Annotated in this window: 20 protein-coding genes and 1 pseudogene; 12 read left to right on the top strand and 9 right to left on the bottom strand. The window is 72.3% G+C overall.

Going from position 1 to position 21,593, the window contains the following annotated elements; genetic code table 11:
* Positions 1–85 precede the first annotated feature (85 nt).
* From BMY61_RS45110 to BMY61_RS21385, 4 genes are all read left to right on the top strand, one after another.
* Positions 86–502: a hypothetical protein gene (locus BMY61_RS45110; RefSeq protein WP_161791267.1), complete on the top strand. Its 417-nt coding sequence runs from the start codon at positions 86–88 to the stop codon at positions 500–502.
* 169 nt (positions 503–671) lie between these two features.
* A complete protein-coding gene (locus BMY61_RS21395) occupies positions 672–1,475 on the top strand; it encodes an SGNH/GDSL hydrolase family protein (protein ID WP_042448986.1) in 804 nt (267 codons plus the stop codon).
* A 223-nt stretch (positions 1,476–1,698) separates the two neighbouring features.
* The gene (locus BMY61_RS21390; protein WP_082015081.1) at positions 1,699–1,914 is read left to right on the top strand and encodes a heavy-metal-associated domain-containing protein; all 216 of its coding nucleotides are present in this window, start codon (positions 1,699–1,701) and stop codon (positions 1,912–1,914) included.
* A 35-nt stretch (positions 1,915–1,949) separates the two neighbouring features.
* Positions 1,950–4,223: a heavy metal translocating P-type ATPase gene (locus tag BMY61_RS21385; RefSeq protein ID WP_042448983.1), complete on the top strand. Its 2,274-nt coding sequence runs from the start codon at positions 1,950–1,952 to the stop codon at positions 4,221–4,223.
* Positions 4,224–4,364: 141 nt separating this feature from the next.
* Here the strand turns inward: BMY61_RS21385 and BMY61_RS21380 are convergent, their stop codons facing one another.
* The 3 genes from BMY61_RS21380 to recD2 form a co-directional block, all read right to left on the bottom strand.
* Positions 4,365–5,084 carry an SDR family NAD(P)-dependent oxidoreductase gene (locus tag BMY61_RS21380; protein ID WP_042448980.1) on the bottom strand — a complete coding sequence of 240 codons (720 nt, stop codon included), beginning with the start codon at positions 5,082–5,084 and terminating at the stop codon, positions 4,365–4,367.
* Between the two features lie 443 nt (positions 5,085–5,527).
* Complete coding sequence (locus BMY61_RS21375) at positions 5,528–6,829, bottom strand: citrate synthase (RefSeq protein ID WP_075004022.1); 1,302 nt, start codon at positions 6,827–6,829, stop codon at positions 5,528–5,530.
* A gap of 155 nt (positions 6,830–6,984) precedes the next feature.
* Positions 6,985–9,204: an SF1B family DNA helicase RecD2 gene (gene recD2, locus BMY61_RS21370; RefSeq protein WP_042448974.1), complete on the bottom strand. Its 2,220-nt coding sequence runs from the start codon at positions 9,202–9,204 to the stop codon at positions 6,985–6,987.
* A gap of 178 nt (positions 9,205–9,382) precedes the next feature.
* On the opposite strand from recD2, the gene BMY61_RS21365 reads away from it, so the two are divergent.
* The 3 genes from BMY61_RS21365 to BMY61_RS21355 all read left to right on the top strand — a co-directional run bounded on the left by BMY61_RS21365 (position 9,383) and on the right by BMY61_RS21355 (position 11,257).
* Complete coding sequence (locus BMY61_RS21365) at positions 9,383–10,153, top strand: VOC family protein (protein ID WP_042449333.1); 771 nt, start codon at positions 9,383–9,385, stop codon at positions 10,151–10,153.
* 119 nt (positions 10,154–10,272) lie between these two features.
* Entirely contained in the window at positions 10,273–10,761 is a 489-nt protein-coding gene (locus BMY61_RS21360) for a glutathione peroxidase (RefSeq protein WP_042448971.1), read from the top strand.
* Between the two features lie 40 nt (positions 10,762–10,801).
* On the top strand, positions 10,802–11,257 hold the full coding sequence (locus BMY61_RS21355) for a GNAT family N-acetyltransferase (RefSeq protein ID WP_042449331.1): 456 nt from the start codon (positions 10,802–10,804) through the stop codon (positions 11,255–11,257).
* A gap of 10 nt (positions 11,258–11,267) precedes the next feature.
* Here the strand turns inward: BMY61_RS21355 and BMY61_RS21350 are convergent, their stop codons facing one another.
* Positions 11,268–11,606, bottom strand: a complete 339-nt coding sequence (locus tag BMY61_RS21350) for a DUF2218 domain-containing protein (RefSeq protein ID WP_082015080.1) — start codon at positions 11,604–11,606, stop codon at positions 11,268–11,270.
* Between the two features lie 227 nt (positions 11,607–11,833).
* Between BMY61_RS21350 and BMY61_RS47800 the strand changes: the two are divergent.
* Positions 11,834–12,058 (top strand): annotated as a pseudogene (locus BMY61_RS47800) (MarR family winged helix-turn-helix transcriptional regulator); the annotation flags it as partial.
* A gap of 103 nt (positions 12,059–12,161) precedes the next feature.
* Here the strand turns inward: BMY61_RS47800 and BMY61_RS21340 are convergent.
* Positions 12,162–13,166, bottom strand: a complete 1,005-nt coding sequence (locus BMY61_RS21340; protein WP_075004011.1) for an EamA family transporter — start codon at positions 13,164–13,166, stop codon at positions 12,162–12,164.
* A 162-nt stretch (positions 13,167–13,328) separates the two neighbouring features.
* On the opposite strand from BMY61_RS21340, the gene BMY61_RS21335 reads away from it, so the two are divergent.
* Both BMY61_RS21335 and BMY61_RS21330 read left to right on the top strand, forming a co-directional pair.
* Positions 13,329–14,090 carry a trypsin-like serine peptidase gene (locus BMY61_RS21335; protein ID WP_042448965.1) on the top strand — a complete coding sequence of 254 codons (762 nt, stop codon included), beginning with the start codon at positions 13,329–13,331 and terminating at the stop codon, positions 14,088–14,090.
* Positions 14,091–14,167: 77 nt separating this feature from the next.
* Entirely contained in the window at positions 14,168–15,115 is a 948-nt protein-coding gene (locus BMY61_RS21330; RefSeq protein ID WP_042448962.1) for a LysR family transcriptional regulator, read from the top strand.
* A gap of 70 nt (positions 15,116–15,185) precedes the next feature.
* On the opposite strand, the gene BMY61_RS21325 is transcribed toward BMY61_RS21330, so the two are convergent.
* The 4 genes from BMY61_RS21325 to BMY61_RS21310 form a co-directional block, all read right to left on the bottom strand.
* Positions 15,186–15,989, bottom strand: a complete 804-nt coding sequence (locus BMY61_RS21325; RefSeq protein WP_042448951.1) for a ZIP family metal transporter — start codon at positions 15,987–15,989, stop codon at positions 15,186–15,188.
* Between the two features lie 277 nt (positions 15,990–16,266).
* Entirely contained in the window at positions 16,267–16,722 is a 456-nt protein-coding gene (locus BMY61_RS21320; protein WP_042448948.1) for a DUF6278 family protein, read from the bottom strand.
* 242 nt (positions 16,723–16,964) lie between these two features.
* Positions 16,965–18,335: a restriction endonuclease gene (locus tag BMY61_RS21315; protein ID WP_052438770.1), complete on the bottom strand. Its 1,371-nt coding sequence runs from the start codon at positions 18,333–18,335 to the stop codon at positions 16,965–16,967.
* A 128-nt stretch (positions 18,336–18,463) separates the two neighbouring features.
* Positions 18,464–19,060, bottom strand: coding sequence for a winged helix-turn-helix domain-containing protein (locus BMY61_RS21310; protein WP_052438769.1), 597 nt, complete (start codon positions 19,058–19,060; stop codon positions 18,464–18,466).
* Between the two features lie 126 nt (positions 19,061–19,186).
* On the opposite strand from BMY61_RS21310, the gene BMY61_RS21305 reads away from it, so the two are divergent.
* Positions 19,187–20,443, top strand: a complete 1,257-nt coding sequence (locus tag BMY61_RS21305; protein WP_042448945.1) for an MFS transporter — start codon at positions 19,187–19,189, stop codon at positions 20,441–20,443.
* Between the two features lie 208 nt (positions 20,444–20,651).
* Positions 20,652–21,503, top strand: coding sequence for a hypothetical protein (locus BMY61_RS21300; RefSeq protein WP_042448942.1), 852 nt, complete (start codon positions 20,652–20,654; stop codon positions 21,501–21,503).
* Positions 21,504–21,593: the final 90 nt, after the last annotated feature.

The raw sequence follows: 21,593 nt of genomic DNA, 5'->3' as shown, positions 1-21,593 counted from the left end.
GTGGGCTAGCTTTTCCCTGATGATCCGTGCGCGCTCGTTGTCGCACGGGTCATGACGAACAACCACATCTATGGGGGGATTCATCATGCGCACTGTCATGCGCGCCGCCGCCGTGGCCGCCGCCGCGGTCGCCACCATCGCCGGCACCGCGGGCGCCGCCTCCGCCGCCCCGGCCACGCCGCACTACGCCACGCTCAGCGTCGCGCACACCGAGAAGGCCAACACGCCCTTCCACCTGTACGGCACGGGCTACGACGCCCGCACCAACTCCGGTGAGCTGTGCCTCCAGGGTCGCATCGACTACCGCGGCCACTGGAGCAACTGGCAGACCGTCCTGTGCGAGGCCCACCGCTCGGGCCACAAGCTCGCGTTCGACGGTGTCGCCCGGACCGGCTGGCCGGCCGGCACCTACGACCTCCGCATGGTGCTCGTGTCGCACCCGCGCGCGGGCGTGTGGAAGCCGCTCGACTACTCGTCGCAGCACATCCTGACCGTGCGCTGACACGGGTCGCCCGGCTGGGCGACGAGCACGACGGCCGGGCCCGCTCCCTCGGGGGGCGGGCCCGGCCGTTTGCTGTCCGCTATTCCCGGCACCCGACGTGGCTCATCTCACCTCCGTCAAGGCCTACCTACGGTGGCGTAGGTCACTTCATGCAGTGAAGTATCGACCCATGCCGACATCGCGATCATCCCAGGAGACCCCAGAGATCACGTCCTACGTGGCCATCGGCGACAGCTTCACCGAGGGCCTGAACGACCCCGGCCCCGACGGCGGCTTCGCGGGCTGGGCCGACCGGCTGGCCCGCCTGCTGGCCGAGCAGCGCCCGATGACCGGGAGCGGCCACTACGACCTGCGCTACGCCAACCTCGCGGTGCGCGGCCGCCTGCTCGACCAGATCGCCGCGGAGCAGGTACCGCAGATCGCCCAGATGCAGCCCGACCTGGTCAGCATCTGCGCGGGCGGGAACGACATCCTGCGCCCGGGCAGCGACCCGGACGACGTGGCCGAGCGCTTCGAGCAGGCGGTCACCCGGATCACCCCGCACGCGGGCCGCCTGCTGATCTTCACCGGGTTCGACACCCGGGAAACCCCGGTGCTCAAGCACCTGCGCGGCAAGATCGCCACGTACAACGCGCATCTGCGCGCGATCGCCGACCGTCACGACCTCGCCGTCGCCGACGTGTGGGCGCTGCGCTCGGTGCGCGACCGGCGCGCCTGGAGCGAGGACCGGCTGCACCTCTCCCCCGAGGGCCACGAGCGGGTCGCCCAGCTCGCCGCCCGCTCGCTCGGCGTACCCGCCGGCGACCCGGAGGCGCCGTGGCCGCCCACCGCCCCGCACACGCCCGCCGAGCTGCGCCGGGAGAACATCCAGTGGGCGCGGGAGTTCCTGCTGCCCTGGGTCGGCCGCAGGCTGCGCGGCGAGTCCTCAGGCGACCACGTCTCCGCGAAGCGCCCGGAGCTGGAGCTGCTGTAGGCCCACCCCTCCTCCTGGCACGACCTGGTCCGGCATGCCCGCCGACCACACCTTCGGGTGTGGTCGGCGGGCTTTCTGCTACCTGGAGCGACGGGTCGTTACTCTCGGTACTGTCGAGGATTTTCCACACCCTCCCCCCGCGCGATGGAATACCCCAGGGGGGTATGGTGTTGGCATCATCAGGAACGACAGAACGCACGACCCAAGCCTTCAGGAGGCAGCCATGACCACCGCCGTCTTCACCGTCACCGGCATGACCTGCGGCCACTGCGAGAAGTCGGTCTCGGAGGAGCTCGGCGCCCTGCCCGGCGTCCTCCAGGTCGACGCCGACGCCAAGACCGGCCTCGTCACCGTCGAGTCGGAGCAGCCGCTCGCCGACGACGCCGTCCGCGCGGCCGTCGACGAGGCCGGCTACGAGCTCACCGGCCGCAGCGCCTGAGCCACACCCCGCACGCCCACCGAGGAGGGAACGGCATGACCACGGCCACCCCGGGCATAGACCCGGCCGCCCAGCGGATCGAGCTCGCCATCGGCGGGATGACCTGCGCCTCGTGCGCGGCCAGGATCGAGAAGAAGCTGAACCGGATGGAGGGCGTCTCCGCCACGGTCAACTTCGCCACCGAGAAGGCCAGCGTCGACTTCGTGCCGGACGTGGACGTCGCCGACCTCATCGCCACGGTGGAGAAGGCCGGTTACACCGCCGAGCCGCCCCCGCCGCCGGCCGCTGCCACCTCCTCGCCCGAGGCGGACGGTGCCGAGGCGCCTTCCGCCCAGGCCGAGGAGACGGCGCGGCTGCGCCGGCGGCTGCTGATCACCGTGGCGCTGAGCCTCCCGGTCGTGCTGCTCGCCATGGTCCCGGCCTGGCAGTTCCGCAACTGGCAGTGGCTCTCGCTGACCCTGGCCGCGCCGGTCGTGGTCTGGGGCGGCTGGCCGTTCCACCGCGCCGCCTGGACCAACGCCCGGCACGGCGCGGCCACCATGGACACCCTCGTCTCGGTGGGCACCCTCGCCGCCTTCGGCTGGTCCGTCTGGGCGCTCTTCTTCGGCAACGCGGGCATGCCCGGTATGCGCCACGGCTTCGACTTCAGCCTGTCCCCGCAGGACGCCTCCTCCACGCTCTACCTGGAGACGGCGGCCGGAGTCACCGCCTTCATCCTGCTCGGCCGCTACCTGGAGGCCCGCGCCAAGCGCCGGGCCGGCTCGGCGCTGCGCGCCCTGCTGGAGCTCGGCGCGAAGGACGTCGCCGTGCTGCGCGCAGGCCGCGAGGAGCGCATCCCGGTCACGCAGCTGACCATCGGCGACCGGTTCGTCGTCCGGCCCGGCGAGAAGATCGCCACGGACGGGCAGGTCGTCGAGGGCAGCTCGGCGGTCGACGCGTCGATGCTGACCGGTGAGTCCGTCCCCGCCGAGGTCGGCCCCGGAGACGCCGTCACCGGGGCCACCGTCAACTCAGGTGGCCGCCTCGTCGTCGAGGCCACCCGGGTCGGCGCGGACACCCAGCTCGCCCGCATGGCCGCGCTGGTCGAACAGGCCCAGACGGGCAAGGCCGCCGCCCAGCGGCTGGCCGACCGGATCTCGGCGGTCTTCGTCCCGGTGGTACTGCTCCTCGCCGTCGGCACGCTCGTCACCTGGCTCGCCACCGGACACGGCGCGACGGAGGCGTTCACCGCCGCCGTGGCCGTCCTGATCATCGCCTGCCCCTGCGCGCTCGGCCTGGCCACCCCGACCGCCCTCATGGTCGGCACCGGACGCGGCGCCCAGCTGGGCATCCTGATCCGCGGCCCCGAGGTGCTGGAGTCCACCCGGCGCGTCGACACCGTCGTCCTGGACAAGACCGGCACGGTCACCACCGGCAAGATGGCACTGGTCTCCGTCCACGTCGCCGACGGCGAGGACGGAACCGAGGCGCTGCGGCTCGCCGCGGCCGTCGAGCACGCCTCCGAGCACCCCATCGCCGCGGCGATCGCGGCCGCGGTCGAGGCGCCCGCCCCGGTGGCGGACTTCCGCAACGTCCCCGGCCTCGGCGTCCAGGGCGTCGTCGACGGCCACGCCGTGGTCGCCGGGCGGGAGCGCCTGCTGGCCGACTGGGCGATGCACCTGCCCGCTTCCCTCGCCGAGGCGAAGGCAGCGGCGGAGGCGGCCGGGCGGACGGCCGTCCTCGTCGGTTGGGACGGCGCCGCCCGCGCCGTCCTGGAGGTCGCCGACCGCCCCAAGCCCACCAGCGCCGAGGCGATCCGTCGCCTGCGCGAGCTGGGCCTCACCCCCGTCCTGCTGACCGGCGACAACGCGGCCGTGGCCCACTCGGTCGCCGCCGAGGTCGGGATCGACGCCGAGCAGGTCATCGCGGAGGTCCTCCCCGAGGACAAGGCCGGCGTCGTCGCGAAGCTCCAGGCCGAGGGCCGCGTGGTCGCCATGGTCGGCGACGGCGTCAACGACGCCGCCGCGCTCGCCCAGGCCGACCTCGGCCTCGCGATGGGCACCGGCACGGACGCGGCGATCGAGGCGGCGGACCTCACCCTCGTCCGCGGTGACCTGCGGTCGGCGGCGGACGCGATCCGGCTGTCGCGACGGACGCTCGGCACCATCAAGGGCAACCTCTTCTGGGCCTTCGGCTACAACGTCGCGGCGCTGCCGCTGGCCGCACTGGGGCTGCTGAACCCGATGATCGCGGGCGCGGCGATGGCCTTCTCCTCGGTCTTCGTCGTCACCAACAGCCTCCGCCTCCGGCGGTTCCAGGCTCAGACCTGAGGTCGAACTCCCGCAGGAAGTTGCACGATCCAGGGGCGCGGGGAACTGCGCGACCAGCCACCCACGTGCGGATGGTCCTCAGAACAGGGCCATCCGCGCGTCGTTGGCTTCTCGCGCAGTTCCCCGCGCCCCTGAGGGCACTCACCTGCCCAGCAGTTCGCCGCCGTTGCAGTGGAGGATCTCGCCGGTGATGTAGCCCGCCTCCGGGGAGGCGAGGAAGTGCACCGCCGCTGCGACGTCCTCGGGTTCGCCGACGCGGCCGACGAGGGTCCTGCCCGCGCGGCGGACCAGCTCCGCCTCGTCCAGGCGGTCGCCGAAGAACTCCGTGCCGGCCACCGTGCCGGGCGCCACCACGTTCGCGGTGATCCCGTGCGGGCCCAACTGTGCGGCCATGAAGTGGTTCCAGGCGTGCAGCGCGGCCTTGGACGCGCCGTACGAGTCGGCGCCCCGCACCGCCGCGATCGAACTGATCGTCACCACCCGGCCCTGACCCTGCGTCAGCCGGTCCCGGACGGACTCGGTGAGCAGCACCGCCGTCAGCACGTTGCGCTCGAAGTCGCCGCGCCAGCGGGCCAGGACACCGTGCGGGCCGGTGCCGGGCGCGATCTCCCTGCTGCCCGCGTTGTTGACCAACACGTCGATCCGGTCCGGCAGTTCCTTCAGCAGCGACGCGACCGCGTCCGCGTCCGCGAGGTCGCAGACGAGCGGTCGGACCATGGCGCCGAGCGACGTCGCGGCCCGCTCCAGCACCTCCCGGCGCCTGCCGACGATGGTGACCTCGTCACCCGCCTCCGCGAAACGCCGCGCCACCGCGAGTCCGATGCCGGTGCCCCCGCCGGTGACCACGACAGATCTGGCCATCTCCGCCCCCACTTCGCAGTTCGAGCCACGTGATTCCTACCACGCGTGCTTTCGTCCCCTTCGTGCCGGGTCGCCCCGACCCGCCCGGGCGCTGCCCGGGACTGCGGGCGCACGCATGACCACGAACGGCGATGGGACCGCTCCCGACCGGCATATGCGGAGGTGGTGAGAGTGGCATCACATAGGCCGACCGTAACTTCGTCCGCCCAACTTTGTGTTAGAACTCCAGAGCCGGGGTTCCGGCGGATCCCGGTGCACGGCCGCCGTCGCTGGGCGGCCGACAGCGCACGGCGCGGGCGTGATCAGGGTGGTTGAGCGGCCTCCCCCGCGCCCCGCCGTGCGCGCAGCGCCCCCGCGGGCCACCGCAGACGTGAACGGGCCCCTACGGCCGCCGTGGCGGCCGTAGGGGCCCGTTCTGCATTGCGGGGATGCCCCCGGAGGCGTCAGCGCGCCTCGATCGGGACGTAGTCCCGGATGACCTCGCCGGTGTAGATCTGGCGCGGACGGCCGATCTTGTTGGTCGGGTCGACGATCATCTCCTGCCAGTGGGCGATCCAGCCGGGCAGCCGGCCCAGCGCGAACAGCACGGTGAACATGCTGGTCGGGAAGCCCATGGCCCGGTAGATCAGGCCGGTGTAGAAGTCCACGTTGGGGTAGAGCTTGCGCGAGACGAAGTAGTCGTCCGTCAGCGCGTGCTGCTCCAGCTTGAGCGCGATGTCGAGCAGCTCGTCGGCCTTGCCCAGCTGCGAGAGCACGTCGTGCGCGGCGACCTTGATGATCTGGGCGCGCGGGTCGAAGCTCTTGTAGACGCGGTGGCCGAAGCCCATCAGGCGGACGCCGTCCTCCTTGTTCTTCACCTTGCGGATGAAGGCGTCCACGTCGCCGCCGTCGGCCTTGATGCCCTGGAGCATCTCCAGCACGGCCTGGTTGGCGCCGCCGTGCAGGGGGCCCCAGAGGGCGTTGATGCCGGCCGATATCGAGGCGAACAGGTTGGCGTGGGAGGAGCCGACCAGACGGACCGTGGAGGTCGAGCAGTTCTGCTCGTGGTCCGCGTGCAGGATCAGCAGCTTCTCCAGCGCGTTGACCACGACCGGGTTGAGCTCGTACTCCTCGGCCGGGACGGCGAAGGTCATCCGCAGGAAGTTCTCCACGTACCCGAGGTCGTTCTTCGGGTAGACGAAGGGGTGGCCCTGGGCCTTCTTGAACGCGTAGGCCGCGATCGTCGGCAGCTTGGCCAGCAGACGGACGCCCGAGAGGTAGCGCTGCTCGGCGTCGAACGGGTTGTGGCTGTCCTGGTAGAACGTCGACAGCGCGCTGACCACGGAGGACAGCATGGCCATCGGGTGGGCGTCGCGCGGGAAGCCCTGGAAGAAGCGCTTGATGTCCTCGTGCAGCAGCGTGTGCTGATTGATGTCGTGCTGGAAGATGCGCAGCTGCTCCGCGTTGGGCAGCTCACCGTTGATCAGCAGGTACGCGGTCTCCAGGAAGGAGCCCTGCTCGGCCAGCTGCTCGATCGGGTAGCCGCGGTAGCGGAGGATGCCTTCGTCACCGTCGATGTAGGTGATCGCGGACTTGCAGGCGGCGGTGTTGCCGAAGCCGTTGTCCAGGGTGGTCAGGCCGGTCTGGCCAAGAAGCTTCGAGATGTCGAAGCCGTCGTTCCCGACGGTGGCCTCGGTCACCGGGTACTCGTACTCGGCGCCCTGGTAGCGGAGTACTACAGAGTTGTCGCTCACGTCTTCCCTCATCACCAGCGGAATGACCCTGTTCAAGGGTTCAAGGGGTGCCCTGACTCCCTCCTACCTTCCCCCAGGCGGGTTACACCTGTGCAGGCGGGGTGGCCCAAAAGAGCCGAAGGTCACAAAGAATCGGGTCATTCGCTTTCAAGTTCTGACAGCGGAACCTACCCCCGAGTCAGCCTATGGTCCAAAGCCGTGTGTCGGCGACCTGCGGAGACGGCACGTACGGCCTGGCCCAGGGCACGGCGTGAGCCGACCAGCACCACCAGCTTCTTGGCGCGGGTGACAGCGGTGTACAGCAAGTTTCGCTGCAACATCATCCACGCGCTCGTCGTGAGCGGGATCACAACGCAGGGGTACTCGCTGCCCTGCGAGCGGTGGATGGTCACCGCGTAGGCGTGGGCCAGCTCGTCCAGCTCGTCGAAGTCGTAGTCGACGTCCTCGTCCTCGTCGGTGCGGACCGTGAGCCTCTGCTCCTCCGGGTTGAGCGCGCAGACCACCCCGACGGTGCCGTTGAAGACCCCGTTCCGCCCCTTGTCGTAGTTGTTGCGGATCTGGGTGACCTTGTCGCCGACCCGGAAGGTGCGGCCGCCGAAGCGGCGCTCGGGCCGGTCCGGACGCGACGGCGTGATCGCGGCCTGGAGCAGGGTGTTCAGGTTGCCCGCGCCGGCCGGGCCGCGGTGCATCGGGGCCAGTACCTGGATGTCGCGGCTCGGGTCGAGGCCGAACCGCCGCGGGATGCGGCGGGCGACGACGTCGACGGTCAGGTCGGCTGTGCGCTCGGTGTCCTCCTCGGCGAAGAGGAAGAAGTCGGCGAGGCCGTCCGTGATCGGCGGGACGCCCTCGTTGATCCGGTGCGCGTTGGTGACCACGCCGGACTGCTGGGCCTGACGGAAGATCCGGGTGAGCCGGACGGCCGGGACCGGGCTGCCGGGCGCCAGCAGATCCCGCAGCACCTCGCCCGCGCCGACGGAGGGCAGCTGGTCGACGTCGCCCACCAGCAGCAGGTGCGCCCCGAGGGCGACGGCCTTGGCCAGCTTGTTGGCGAGCAGCAGGTCCAGCATGGAGGCCTCGTCGACGACGACCAGGTCGGCGTCGAGCGGGCGGTCCCGGTCGTAGGCGGCGTCCCCGCCGGGCTTGAGCTCCAGCAGCCGGTGGACGGTGGCCGCCTCGCCGCCGGTGAGCTCGGCGAGGCGCTTGGCGGCCCGCCCGGTGGGCGCGGCCAGCACCACCTTGGCCTTGCGGGCCAGCGCCAGGGTGACGATCGAGCGGACCGTGAACGACTTGCCGCAGCCCGGGCCGCCCGTGAGCACGGCGACCTTGCTGGTCAGCGCGAGCTTGACGGCCGCCTCCTGCTCGGGGGCCAGCTCCGCCCCCGTCTGCCCGCGCAGCCACGTCAGCGCCTTGGCCCAGTCGACGTCGGCGAAGGCGCCCAGGCGGTCCTCCGGTGCGCGCAGCAGGCGACCCAGCTGGGCGGCGAGGGAGACCTCGGCACGATGGAACGGCACCAGGTAGATCGCGCTGACCGGGACGGCATGCCCGCCCTCGTCGTGCTCCTCCCCCGGGACCTGCTCGCGGACCACGCCCTCCTCGGTGACGAGCTCCGCCAGGCACTCGATCACCAGGCCGGTGTCGACGGCGAGCAGCTTGACCGCGTCGGAGATCAGCTGCTCCTCGGGCAGGAAGCAGTGGCCCTGGTCGGAGGACTGGGACAGGGCGTACTGCAGGCCCGCCTTGACCCGTTGCGGGCTGTCCTGCGGGATGCCGACGGCCTGGGCGATCCGGTCGGCGGTCAGGAAACCGATGCCCCAGACGTCGGCGGCGAGGCGGTAGGGCTCGTTCCTGACCACGGAGATCGAGGCGTCCCCGTAGTTCTTGTAGATCCGGACGGCGAGCGAGGTGGAGACCCCGACGCCCTGGAGGAAGACCATCACCTCCTTGATCGCCTTCTGCTCCTCCCAGGCGGCGGCGATCAGCTTGGTGCGCTTGGGCCCGAGCTTGGGCACCTCGATCAGCCGGGCGGGCTCGGCCTCGATGACGTCGAGGGTCCGCTCGCCGAAGTGGTCGACGATCCGCTCGGCCAGCCGCGGCCCGATGCCCTTGATCAGCCCGGAGCCGAGGTAGCGGCGGATGCCCTGGACCGTGGCGGGCAGCACGGTGGTGTAGTTCTCGACGGTGAACTGCTTGCCGTACTGGGGGTGGCTGCCCCAGCGGCCGTGCATGCGCAGACTCTCCCCCGGCTGGGCACCGAGCAGCGCGCCGACGACGGTGAGCAGCTCGCCCCCGCCACGGCCGGTGTCGACGCGGGCGACCGTCCAGCCGGTCTCCTCGCTGGCGAAGGTGATGCGCTCCAGCACCCCCTCGACCACCGCCAGTTGGTTCATGGGCAGCACCGTAGCCGGTGTCACCGACAGCGGACGAGCCGCTCGAAAGCGTTCGAATCAGCTCGAAAATGACCAATAAAAATTCTTCCCGACCAGGCCGCCCCGGAGCGGGTGAATTGTCAGTGGGGCGCGGAAGACTGTGAACCGGCTCACCGGACACGACCCAATGGAGCGCACCATGCTGAGCACCGACTACACCCCGGGCACCCCGCGCTGGATCGACCTCGGCACCCCGGACGTGGCGGCCACCGACGCGTTCTACACCTCCCTCTTCGGCTGGGCGAAGGAGGACGCCGGCCCCGACGCCGGCGGCTACGGCTTCTACACGAGCGCCGGCAAGCGCATCGGCGGCGTCGGCCCGATGATGGACCCGGGCGCCACTCCGGCCTGGACGGTCTACTTCGGCAGCGACGACGCCGAGGCCGCGGTCAAGGCGGTCGAGCAGGCCGGCGGCACGGTCCGCATGCCGGCCATGGACGTGATGGGCTTCGGGCGCATGGCCCAGCTCACCGACCCGCAGGGCGGCGAGTTCGCCGTCTGGCAGCCGCAGCAGACCAAGGGCTTCGACATCGTCAACGTCCCGGTCTCCCTCTCCTGGACGGAGCTGCACACGGCTGACGCCGAGGGCGCCCGCGCCTTCTACACCTCCGTCTTCGGCTGGACGGTCACCGACAACGACATGGGCGAGTTCGTCTACACCGTCGCCTCGATGGGCGGCGACGAGAGCTCGTTCGGCGGTCTGATGGGCCACTTCCCCGGCGAGACGGAGACGTACTGGCTGCCCTACTTCGAGGTCGCCGACTGCGACGCGACGGCTGCCAAGGTCACCGAGCTCGGCGGCACCCTGCTGATGGGTCCGGCCAGCCTCGACGGCGTCGGCCGCATGGCCTCCGTCCGCGACCCCCACGGCTCCCTGTTCTCGATCATCACCAGCGAGCAGCCCAGCTGACACCCCGGACCGGGAAGCTGCCATCGCAAGCTGGGAAGAAGCCGCCACAGGACGCGGTTGTGGCTGAACGCTGCCGACTACCCTCTGCGTCAGCCCTGCCACGTTCCTCGGAGGATCACATGAGCCTGACCGACATTCCGCTGAAGACCCTGGGTGGCGAGTCCACCAGCCTCGCCGACTACACGGGCAAGGCGGTGTTGCTGGTCAACGTCGCATCCAAGTGCGGCCTGACGCCGCAGTACGCGGGTCTGGAGCGGCTCCAGGCGGCCTACGGCGAGCGCGGCTTCACGGTGCTCGGCGTGCCGTGCAACCAGTTCGGCGGCCAGGAGCCCGGTTCGGCGGAGGAGATCCAGACCTTCTGCTCCACCACCTACGGCGTCTCCTTCCCGCTGCTCGAGAAGACGGACGTGAACGGACCGGAGCGCCACCCGCTCTACGAGGCGCTGACCACGACGGCGGATGCGGCCGGCGAGGCGGGGGACATCACCTGGAACTTCGAGAAGTTCCTGATCTCCGCCAAGGGTGAGGTCGTGGGCCGGTTCCGCCCGCGCACCGAGCCGGAGGCGACGGAGCTGGTCACGGCCATCGAGGCGCAGCTGCAGGGCTGAACGCCGGTCGGGGGCGGGCCCGCCGCGTAGGGTGATGATCATGACCGACATCACCTTCCGGCGGGCGACCGCCGCAGATCTGCCCGCCATCGTGGCGCTGCTCGCCGCGGACTCGCTCGGCAGCGGCCGGGAGACCCCGGACGATCTCGCTCCGTACGAGGAGGCCTTCGTCCGGGTCTCGGCCGATCCGAACCAGCACCCGATCGTGGCCGAGCGGGCAGGCGAGGTGGTCGGCACGCTGCAGCTCACCGTGATCCCGGGACTCTCACGCCGGGGAGCCACCCGCACCATCATCGAGGCGGTCCGGGTCCGTGGTGACCAGCGCGGCAACGGCCTCGGCACGGCACTGATGGAACACGCCATCGCCGAGTCTCGCCGCCTCGGCGCCTCGCTGGTGCAGCTGACCAGCGACCACACGCGCGCTGATGCGCACCGCTTCTACGAGCGGCTGGGGTTCACCGGCTCGCACACCGGCTTCAAACTGCCGCTGAGCTGATCCGGGCCGTTCAGGCCTCTTCCTCGTCCTGCTCCTTGCGCTGGACGGTGCCGGGGGTGCCGTCGGCGCGGAACCACTCGGCGACCAGCTCGTCCTTGGTGCCGAAGCGGACCAGGTGTCGGCCGACGACGTCCTCCAGGCGGTCGAGGTCGGCCTCGTCGCCCTCGACGACGAGCAGCAGCGCGTCCGGGGCGGCGGTCATCGTGGCGGTGCCGGCGCCGAACGTCAGCGAGCCCTGCCCGGTCTCCTCGTCCCAGTGGGTCTCCAGCTTGCGGCTGAAGTGAGAGGCGAGCTGCTTGGCGTATCGGTTGGGGCGGGCGGTGGCAACGCGTGCGTGTGAGCGGGCCATGGGGACTCCAGAAGGATCGAACGGCATTCAGCCAAGGCGAATCCCTGGCCGCTTAGGCGAGCCTAAGGCATAATGAGTCTGGCTCTCTAATTATTTCTCTCGCCGGTTCTGACCGACTCTGTCGATATCCTGGCTTCCCCCGACGCAGGAGCCCATCCGTGACCGCCGCCCCCTCCGCGACCGCGCCCGAGCCGATCCCCACCGAGGTCGAGCTCGCCGACGCGATCATGCGCGCGAGCAAGCGCATGCGGAAGGCCACTTTCCATCGGCTGGCCCCGCACGGACTGACCCCCTCACAGGGCCGCGCGTTGGACACCCTCTCCTGGAGCGGCGGCCGCGGCATCCGCCTCAACCAGCTCGCCGAGCGGCTGCGGATCGCCCCCCGCTCGGCCACCACCGTGGTCGACGCCCTGGAGGCGGCCGGCCTGGTCACCCGCTCCCCCGACCCGGACGACCGCCGGGCCACCCTGCTCCAGCTGACCGAGCGGGGCGAGGCGGCGGTCGCCCAGATCGCGGCGGTGCGCCAGGAGGTGGCGGCGGAGTACTTCGGCCCGGTCAGCTCGGCCGAACGGGTGACCCTGCTGCACCTGCTGCGTACGGCGGAAGAGGCCTACGAGCAGGCCCACCCCCATCACGGCCCGCACGGCCATCAGCATCCGCATCCGCACGCCACCCCGGTGCAGCAGCCGTAGCCGCCGGGGCGCGGCGGAGCGAGGCGATGGCGATCCCGGAGATCACCAGCACCGCCGCGGCGCCGGAGAGCCAGGTGAGCGCCTCACCGCGGAGCAGCCACGCCGAGGACATCCCGAAGACCGGCACCAGCAGCGAGAACGGCGCCACCACGGACGCGTCGTGACTGCGCAGCAGCCGTCCCCACAGGCCGAAGCCCAGCAGCGTCGCACCCCAGGCGACATAGAGCAGTGAGCCGACGGCGCCGGGACTGAAGGTGGTGAGCGCCTCGAGGTCGGCCCGGGGGCCCTCCGTCAGCACGGAGAGCAGGGCCAGCGGCAGTGGCGGCACCGCGCTCACCCAGACCATCCAGCGCAGCGCGTCCGGCGGAGCGGCCCGACGGGTGATGATGTTGGAGAATCCGAAGGCCGCGGCCGCACCGACCACCAGGGCGAACGCCCCCAGTGGCGCGGATCCTCCACGGGACGCCTGGTCCAGCGCCGCGACAGCCATCCCGGCGACGGCGACGGCCAGCCCCGCGAGCCGTCGACGGCCGATTCGTTCTCGCAGCAGCGCCGCCGCAAAGACGGCGGTGAACACGGCCTGGCCCTGCTGCACGAGCGAGCTCAGACCCGGCGGCATGCCGGCCTTCATCCCCTCGAAGAGCAGCCCGAACTGCAGCGCGCCCAGCACCAGCCCACCGGCCAGGACGTAGCGCCAGGGCACCCCCGGCCGCCCGACCAGGAAGACGGCCGGTACCGCCGCGACCAGGAACCGCAGAGCGGTGAAGAGCAGCGGTGGATAGTGGCTCAGGCCGCCGTCGATGGCGACGAAGTTCACGCCCCAGACGGCGGCGACGATCACGGCGAGTCCGACATGGCGCCCGTTCATGCACCGAGCATCACGCCGGGCATCTCTTCAGCACCAGCAACTAGTCGTTCAGCAATCCGTTCACAGATGCTGAACAGAGCGGCGAGGCCCATCCGACGGACCGTCACCCACATGCTCCGATAAAGCTGACAGATGCGCTGCTCGTCCCAAAAGATACCGTTTATGACGTTTCGTTCGTTGGCGGCCGCCGGCGCGCTGCTCGCCCTGCTGCTCACCACACCCGAGAGCCAGGTCGCCGCCGCGGGAGCGCCCGACTCGACGGCGTTCGGCGGGGCGTCCCGGGTCGGCGCGATCTTCGGCGCCTCCCCCGACCGCCCCGACCACCACTTCTGCAGCGGCGCCGTCGTGGACAGCCCGACCCGCAACATCGTGGTGACCGCGGCTCACTGCGTCATGGCCCCCGGGTCCGGTCGCGCCCGCGGCGGTCTCACCTTCGTGCCCGGCTACCACGAGGGCGCCCGCCCGTTCGGCACCTGGTCGGTCGCCACGGTCGTCGCCGACAGCGAGTGGACCGTCCAGGGCAGCCAGGACTCCGACGTCGCCTTCCTGATCCTGCGCCCGGACGCCTCCGGACGCAGGATCCAGGACGTGGCCGGCGCGGAGGCCCTCGCCTTCAATCCCGCCGGGGGCTCGGCGGCGGTCGCCGTGGGCTACCCCAGCCGCACCGACCAGCCCGTCTTCTGCTCCTCCCGGCTGCAGCGCTTCACCTCCCACCAGTTCGAGTTCGACTGCCCCGGCCTCCCCGGCGGAACCAGCGGCGCCCCGCTCCTGCTCGACACCGCCCCCGGCGACCGCGGCCACGGCACGGTCGCCGGCGTCATCGGCGGCTACGAGGAGGGCGGGGATTCGAACGATGTCTCCTACGCGACGTACTTCGGCCCGTCCGTCGCGGCCGTCTACCGCGCGGCGGTCTCCTGGGGATGAGCAGCCGAGGGCGAGGGGCCGGGAGTGGAGGCCAAGGGTGAGCGGCCGTCGGCTCCCGACGGCCGTAGGCTGCGTGCATGATGGATCTGGGACGACTCCGCGCGCTGCACGCCGTGGCCGTGCACGGCTCCGTCGGGCGGGCGGCCGCGGCACTCGGCTACACGCCCTCGGCCGTCTCCCAGCAGATCAGCAAGCTCGAACGGGAGACCCGGACCCCCCTGCTGGAGAAGCGCGGCCGGGGCGTCGTCCTGACCGACGCCGCGCAGGAGCTGGCCCGGACTGCCCAGGCCGTGCTGGCCATGGTGGAACAGGCCGAGGTCGGGCTGGAGGCCCGGCGTGGGCAGGTGCTCGGGCGGCTCTCCCTGGCGGCGTTCGCCACGGCCGCCCGTGGCCTGCTGCCCCCCGTGCTCGCGGACCTGACCGACTGCTACCCGGAGCTGGAACTGCGGGTGCTGGAGAGCGACCCGTACCTGATGGCGGACCTGGTCAGCCGGGGCGAGATCGACCTCGCGGTCGTCCAGGACTGGCCGAACACCCCGCTCGCCACCCCGGAGGGCGTCGCCCGGCGCCATCTGGGCCTGGACGTGGTCGACGCGGTGCTGCCCGCCGACCACCCCCTCGCCGCACGGGACCTGCTGAGCGTCACCGATCTGCTCGGGCAGCGCTGGGTGAACACCCCCGCCGGGACCATCTGCCACGACTGGCTGATCCGCACCCTGCGCGAGGCCGGCGAGGAGCCGGACATCCGCTTCCAGGCCACCGAGTTCGACACCCAGATCGCGCTGATCGGCGCGGGCCTCTGCCTCGGGCTGGTGCCGCGGCTCGGTCGCGCCCCGCTGCCGCCCGGCGTGGTGGCCCGGCCGATAACGCCGGAACCGACCCGCCGCGTCTCCGTGCTGTGGCGGGAGCACGCCTCGCGACGCCCCGCGATCATCGCCGCCCTGGAAGCGCTGCGACGCCACTGGCCGGAACGCGCGGCGGCGCCGGAGCCGGTCGTCGCGGCCGTGGGCGCGCAGCGCGGCTGACGGTCCCGGCCGCTGTCCCGTCCCGACACCGGCACCGGCACGGGCACCGGCACCGGGAGCCGACGGGAGGTCAGCTGTTGGCCAGTCCGATGACGAGCCACATGAAGCCGGAGCCGGCCACCGTGCACAGCAGCGTGGAGCGCGAGGGGTGGGGGCTGTGCGCCTCGGGCAGGATGTCCGAGGTCGCCAGGTACATCAGGAAGCCGCCGAAGAACCCGAGGTAGAGCCCGACGACGTGCTCCGGGATGGTGAACGCCAGCGTGATCGCCGCACCGATGACGGGCGCGATCGCGTCCAGGGCCAGCAGCGTCAGCGCCCGGCGCCGGTCGTTCCCGTAGAGACGCGTGATCGTGTAGGTGTTGTAGCCGTCCGCGAAGTCGTGGGCCAGCACCGCGACGGCGACGACTGCACCGAACGTGTTGCCGACCTGGAACGCGGCACCGATCGCGAATCCGTCCATGAGGCTGTGCACGCACAGTCCTGCCGCGGCGGCGATGCCAAGCTTCTGCGACCTGCCGTCCGGGCCGACGGCACCCGCGACCCCGTGGGCGTGGCCGTGTCCGTGGGCGTGCGGCAGCCCGCCGTGCTCGTGAGCCGCGTACTCACTCTCGTGGGCCCGGTGGATCGCCACGGACCGCTCGGCTATGTGCAGCACGAGAAAGCCCACCACGAACATCAGCAGTGCTTCCGGCACACCCCACAGGTGCGTTCCGGCGGCGTCCAGCGCCTCCGGCAGCAGGTCGAAAGCGACGACGCCCAGCATCAGTCCGGCCGCGAGACCCAGCAGCAGATGTCGGCGGTCGCCGAACCTTCCGGCCACGAACCCGCCGAGGAGCGTCATCACGAAGGCCCCAGCAGCCACCAGTACCGGCATCAGCGCACTCGCATTCTCGTCACGACCCACAAGTCGGCAATGATAATGCTTACCGATAACCGCTTCGCTGTCGGGACGCGCGAGGGTGGCGGCGCCCTGCCCAGTCGCCGCCACCCTCCTTGCGGGCCCACCCTCGGCGCCCTGGACACCATCCTCGAGGACACCCCGCCACCCCGCGCGCCGACTGCTCCGCACGGGCGACGCGTTCCCCGGCCGCGGGCCCTCCGCCGCGGGCTCCTCGACCCAGGGCTCCTCGACCCAGGGCTCCTCGCGGGGTTCAGCCCTCGTCGGCCTCCGAGTACACCTGCCACAGCGAGGGCGCACCCTGCGCGGCCCAGTCCCGGCCGATCGCCGTCACGTCGAGCTCACGGCCGCTCGCCAGCCGGACGAACGGGCGCCCGTCCCGCAGCAGCTCCCAGCCGGCCCCGGCGACGGAGGCGACGATCACCGTTCCGAGGTAGAGCCCGGCGTCGTGCCCGAGCTCGGTGGCGTCCTGCGGGTCCGCCCGCGGGTCGTCCCGCCACGACGGCGGCAGTTGGTCGAGAGCGGACAGCGACTGCGGGCTGTCGTCCAGCTCCAGACCCGCGTCGGCGACCCGGCCGCGCAGCAGCGCGCACTCACCGAGCATCTCGGCCAGCGTCCCGGGGTCGTCCACACCCCCGGGGTAGAGCCCGGCCCGTGCCTCGGCGTCATCCCGGCGCGTGCGCCACCGGTCCAAGAAAGCGAAACCCATGGCTCAAGCGTGACACCGGACCGCCGGTTGCACCCGCAGGGGCGCGAGGAAGTACGCCTTGCTCCCGCCTCAGGTGTGGCAGCCACCTCAGTGGTGCGGGGAACTGCGCGGGAATCCCCCGACCTTCGGCCGGGAGGCGCCCCTCCGGCATGCGGATGTTCCTCGCTGAACAGGGCCACCGCACAGGGTGGCCTCTCGCGCGGTTCCCCGCGCCCCTGGCGGCCACGCCGCCAGGAGGCGGCTCAGCCGCCGAGCTCCGCGCCCAGGTGTTCGCGGATCAGGGCGCGCAGTTCGCCTCCGTCGATCAGGCGGAGCCCCGCGCAGTCCGCGGCGGCCAGCACCGCCTGCGGGTGGAAGCTGCCGGTCGTGGCCCAGATGCCCGCGTGGGCCGCCTCCTCGTCCATCACCTCGGCGACGTTGCGCACCGCCTCCGCACCGACCACCGCCGGACGGCGGGCCACGCAGACGACGTGCGCCTGCTCGACGAAGGTGGCGCCGTCTCCGTGGGCGATGGCGAGCAGGCCGTCACGGCCGACCAGGCGGGCGTCCCAGTCCGGCAGGCCCATCGCCGCGAAGAGCTCGGCCGCGAGGCCGGAGAACTCGCCCGGCGACAGCTCCTCCGGCAGCGGCGCGGTCGGGCTGCTCACGCCGTAGGGGGCCACCGGTCCGGGGCCGTAGGGGTCGTCGCTGATCCGGCAGGGCAGCTCGCGCAGCCGGGCCACCGCGTCCGCGTGCGCCGCGGGCAGCAGCGTGCGCGCGTACAGGTCGCCGCGTCGCGCGTCGACGCTGAGCAGAGTCGTCTCGCCCGCCTCCGCGGTGACGATGCGTCCGTTCAGGACGACGCCGTCGAGATGCGACTCGGTGTCCGCGGCGACGACGGCGTCCAGCGCGCGGAGCGCGACGCGGGCGACCAGGAGCAGGTAGCGCTCGACGCACTGCGCGCGTGGGCGCGGGATCGGCTCGACGCCGCCCTCGGACTCGTCCGGCGAGACCCGGAAGGCGAGCGCGGGCGGGACCACGCCGACGCCGGGCAGCACCAGATCGATGACGGCGGTACGGGTCAGCGGCCGGTAGCCGACGCGTGCGGGCACCTCCAGGCCGGGCAGCCGGCCGGCCGCGGCCAGCGCGCGTTCGAGGACCGACTCGACGGCGGCCGGCTCGCCGTCCTCGTAGGCGTGCCGGTACTCCACGAGGCGCTCGTTGTAGGAGCGGACCGCGTCGGCACGGTCACGCTCCTCGCGCTCGTAGGCGAGCCGGACCTCCTCGGCGCGGTCCCGCAGCGTCCGCTCCTGGTCGCGGTACTCGCGCAGGGCGCGCTGGTGGGTCAGCCGGGCGGAGGCGAGCCGCTGCTGATAGGAGGCGTCGAGCAGGGGCTGTCCGGAGTGGCCGACCGGCAGCCCGGCCATGTCCGGTTCGTAGTCGGCCCAGCGCGGCGGCTCGGAGACGGCCGCCGACGGCAGCGGGCGCGGGGTGTACTCCCGGCGCAGCGCGTCGAAGTCGACCGCGGGCGAGGGCTCGGCCGCCAGGTCGAGCAGTTCGTCCAGGCGCTGCTCCGCCGCCTCGGCCACCTCGGTGTACTGCTGCGCCAGAACCGCCCGCCGACGCCCCGTCACTTGGCCTTCCCCTCCGCCGTCCCGCTCACGCCACCTGGGGCCAAGCATCTCATCGGCAAGTCTGTCCATCTCCCCGATCAGCCACACTGCACGAGCCAACGGGCCGTCAGCGGCTGATCCTCCCACCGTCACTCGTCCGGGCGGTACATCGCGAGTATGGCGTGGAGCGGCACCCCGTCCGGATCGGCGGGCTCGGCATTGAGGTCGTCGACGAGCCGCCGCACCCGGTCCAGGTAGTGGGCCACACGGTCGGCGCCGATCCGGAAGTCGGCAATCATCACGACCGGCCGTCGGCCCTGGTCCTCGTCGTCGAGTCGGACCCGGCCCGCGCGCAGGGCCTCACCGAGCTCGCGCTCGAACGAGGTCAGCGCCGACTGGACGATGCCGAACGCCACGTCGCGCGCCTCGTCCTCACCCGCCGCGGTGGCGGCCAGAAAGCCCCGGCTCAGCTGGATGCTGCGCTGCGCGGGGGTGTAGCGCTGCTCGACGATCCCGGAGACCACGCGGGTCTCGGCGACGAGGATCAGGCCGGCCTCCTCCAGGTGCTTGAGGTGCCGGTAGAGCTTGGTCTGCGGCTCCCCCAGCTCGCGCGCGAGCTCCTTGGCCGTCCAGGTGCGGCCGCCCGGGCCGCTCATCGCCTGGAGGATGCCGAGCCGGAGGGGGTCCGAGAGCGCCTTGAGCGTCTCCACGTCCTCCACGATGCGCACGTCCTGAACTTCGTCCATGCCCCCATCTTGCCAGGCGCTCACCCATGCGCAATCATTCACGTCATAGTGAACGTCAGCGAGAGCGAGAATGTTCACGCCGTCGATCGGTGCCCGCGGGCGCCGAAGGATTCGGGGAGGCCCACCATGACCGCAAGCACCATCACCGGTGCCCACGAGGGCACCGCGGCGACGGCGCTGCCGCCGCTGCGCCGCAACTGGCGCTTCCAGCTGCTGTGGATCGGCTCCGCCTCGGCCCTGACCGGGGTCACCGCGGCGGACGTCGCCTACCCCCTCGTCATCCTGGCGCTCACCGGCTCCCCCGCCTGGGCCGGTCTCTTCGGCGTCTTCCAGGCCGCCGCGACGGTGCTCTTCGGCCTGCCCGCCGGCGTCCTGCTCGACCGGTACGACCGCCGCAAGGTGCTGATCGCCGCCGAGACCCTGCGCGTCACCGCCACCGGCTCGGTCGTCCTCGCGGGCGCGCTCGGCTCGCTGATGCTCGCGCACCTGCTCGTGGTCGCCGTCGCCCTCGGCGCCGCGCAGCCCCTGGGCGGCGCGGCCCGCATGCTGCTGGTGCGGGCAGTGGTCCCCGCCGAGCAGCTGACCGCGGCGCTCACCCAGGACGAGCTGCGCGTCGGCATCGCCGAACTGGCCGGCCCGCCGCTGGGCGGCTTCCTGTACGGCCTCGGGCGCGCGGTGCCGTTCCTGTTCAGCACCGTCGGCTTCGCGATCTCCCTGGTCTGCGCCCTGATCGTGCGTCCGCAGCAACCCACCGCCACCGACCCCGCCGCCTCGCTGCGCACCGTCTTCGACGGTGTCCGCACCCTGTGGCAGGCCCCGACCCTGCGCATGGCCCTGCTGCTGGTCACCGCGCTGAACGCCTGTGGCGCGCCGCTGAGCCTGTGCGTCATCTACCGCCTGCGCGAGCAGTCCACCCCCGCCTGGGCCATCGGTGCCGCGCTCGCCGGTTCGGCCGTCGGCGGCCTCGTCGGCGCCGCGCTGGTCGGCTTCCTGCACCGCCGCTTCCGCCCTGGCACGCTGCTGATCGGCATCATCGCCCTCGAGGCCCCGGTGATCGCCGGCCTCGCGGTCGCCCGCGGCCCCTGGGCGACGGGTGCCCTGCTGCTCGCGGGCATGCTCGGCATCCCGGCCCTGAGCGTCCTGCTCGACGTGCTGATCTTCCGCCAGGTCCCGGACGCTCAGCGGGGCCGGACCATCTCCGCGACGATGACGGTGATCGGGCTCGGCATCCCGCTCGGCACCGGCGTCACGGGTCTGCTGCTGCAGACGCTCGGCGGCACCGGCACCTTGCTGGTGCTCGCCGGCGGCATCGCCCTGGCCGCCCTCCGCGCCGCGGTCGGCCCCGCCCTGCGCGGCGCGACCTGGCCCTCGACGGGCGAATGACCGGCGGAAGCCGGGGGGACGCCGGACCCTTCGGGACGCCGAGGGCCGGTCCGCGGGTCGGCTGCCGGGAGCGGCAGCACCCAGCGGGCCGGCCCTCGTCCTGTCGTCAGGACCCGCGTTCGGCCCTGCGATTGGCCGTCGATCGGCCTATCGATCGAGGTCCGCGGGTAGTTCACCTGCTGACGACGGCGACCGGACGGGTGGCGGGATGATCGGCGATCTATGGGTGCTCGTGACACTGCTGGCGGACCCGGCCCGGAACGGGGCCGAGGTCGACGAACCGTGCCTGCTCGCACTCACCGACGCGGACACGACCGACGCGGAACGGGTGAACGGTCTGATCCCGGTCGACCAGGTCGAATGGGAGGCATGGCGCACCGCCGCCGACGCCTACCTGGCCGCCGTCACGGACGCGGCCCGCACGCTCGCGTCCGCGGAGCGGCGCGCCCAACGGGCCGCAGCACGGGTCCTGCCGGGCGTCCGGCGCCGCGCCACGCGCGAGGCGGAGAGTGCCTTCCGGTCCGCCGCGGCGGACTACGCCGTCGCGGTCCGGGCGGCGACCACCGGGTACTGGCCGATTCACTGCGAGATCCGGCGCCGCCTCGACTCCCAGATCGCGAGCCGCCGTTGGGTCGACATCCGCGCCCGCTTCGCGGGGCGGGGCACCGAGCCCGTCTGGGGCTGGTCCCTGCGCGAGCTGGAGCCGGAGCAGACGCCCGGCCTGGTCGAGCTGACCGTCTTCCGATGGGACGGCGACCCGCCCGCCCGAGCGGCCGACTTCGTCTCCCCCGAGCGCTTCGGAGCCCCCGAGCTCGACCGCGAACTGCTGCGTCTGCGCGCGGAATGGACGGTCCGACGCATCGTCTGGGACGAGGCGGCCCGCCTGCGCGTCGAGGACGAGAACGGCGGCGTCCCCTTCGCCCTGTGGTGGCGCGCGGTGACGGCCCGCGTCGACGCGGCGGAGAAGGTCGTCCCGCCACGCTCGCCCGGCAGCGCCTTCGCCGGCCCACCGGCGCAGTCCGGCCGCCGTCGCATCGAGGTGCTCCAACTCCCTGAGTGAGGGCGCCCGGGCCTCGGGCCCGGGCCTCGGACAGGCCTCGTGGGAGGGCCCAGGCGGCCGACCCGGGTCAGGGCCGAGGGCCGAGGGCCG

Origin of the sequence: Streptacidiphilus jiangxiensis (assembly GCF_900109465.1) — a bacterium.
GTDB lineage: Bacteria > Actinomycetota > Actinomycetes > Streptomycetales > Streptomycetaceae > Streptacidiphilus > Streptacidiphilus jiangxiensis.
Note: the sequence above shows the minus strand (reverse complement) of the source record. Positions and strands in the feature narration are given on the sequence as shown.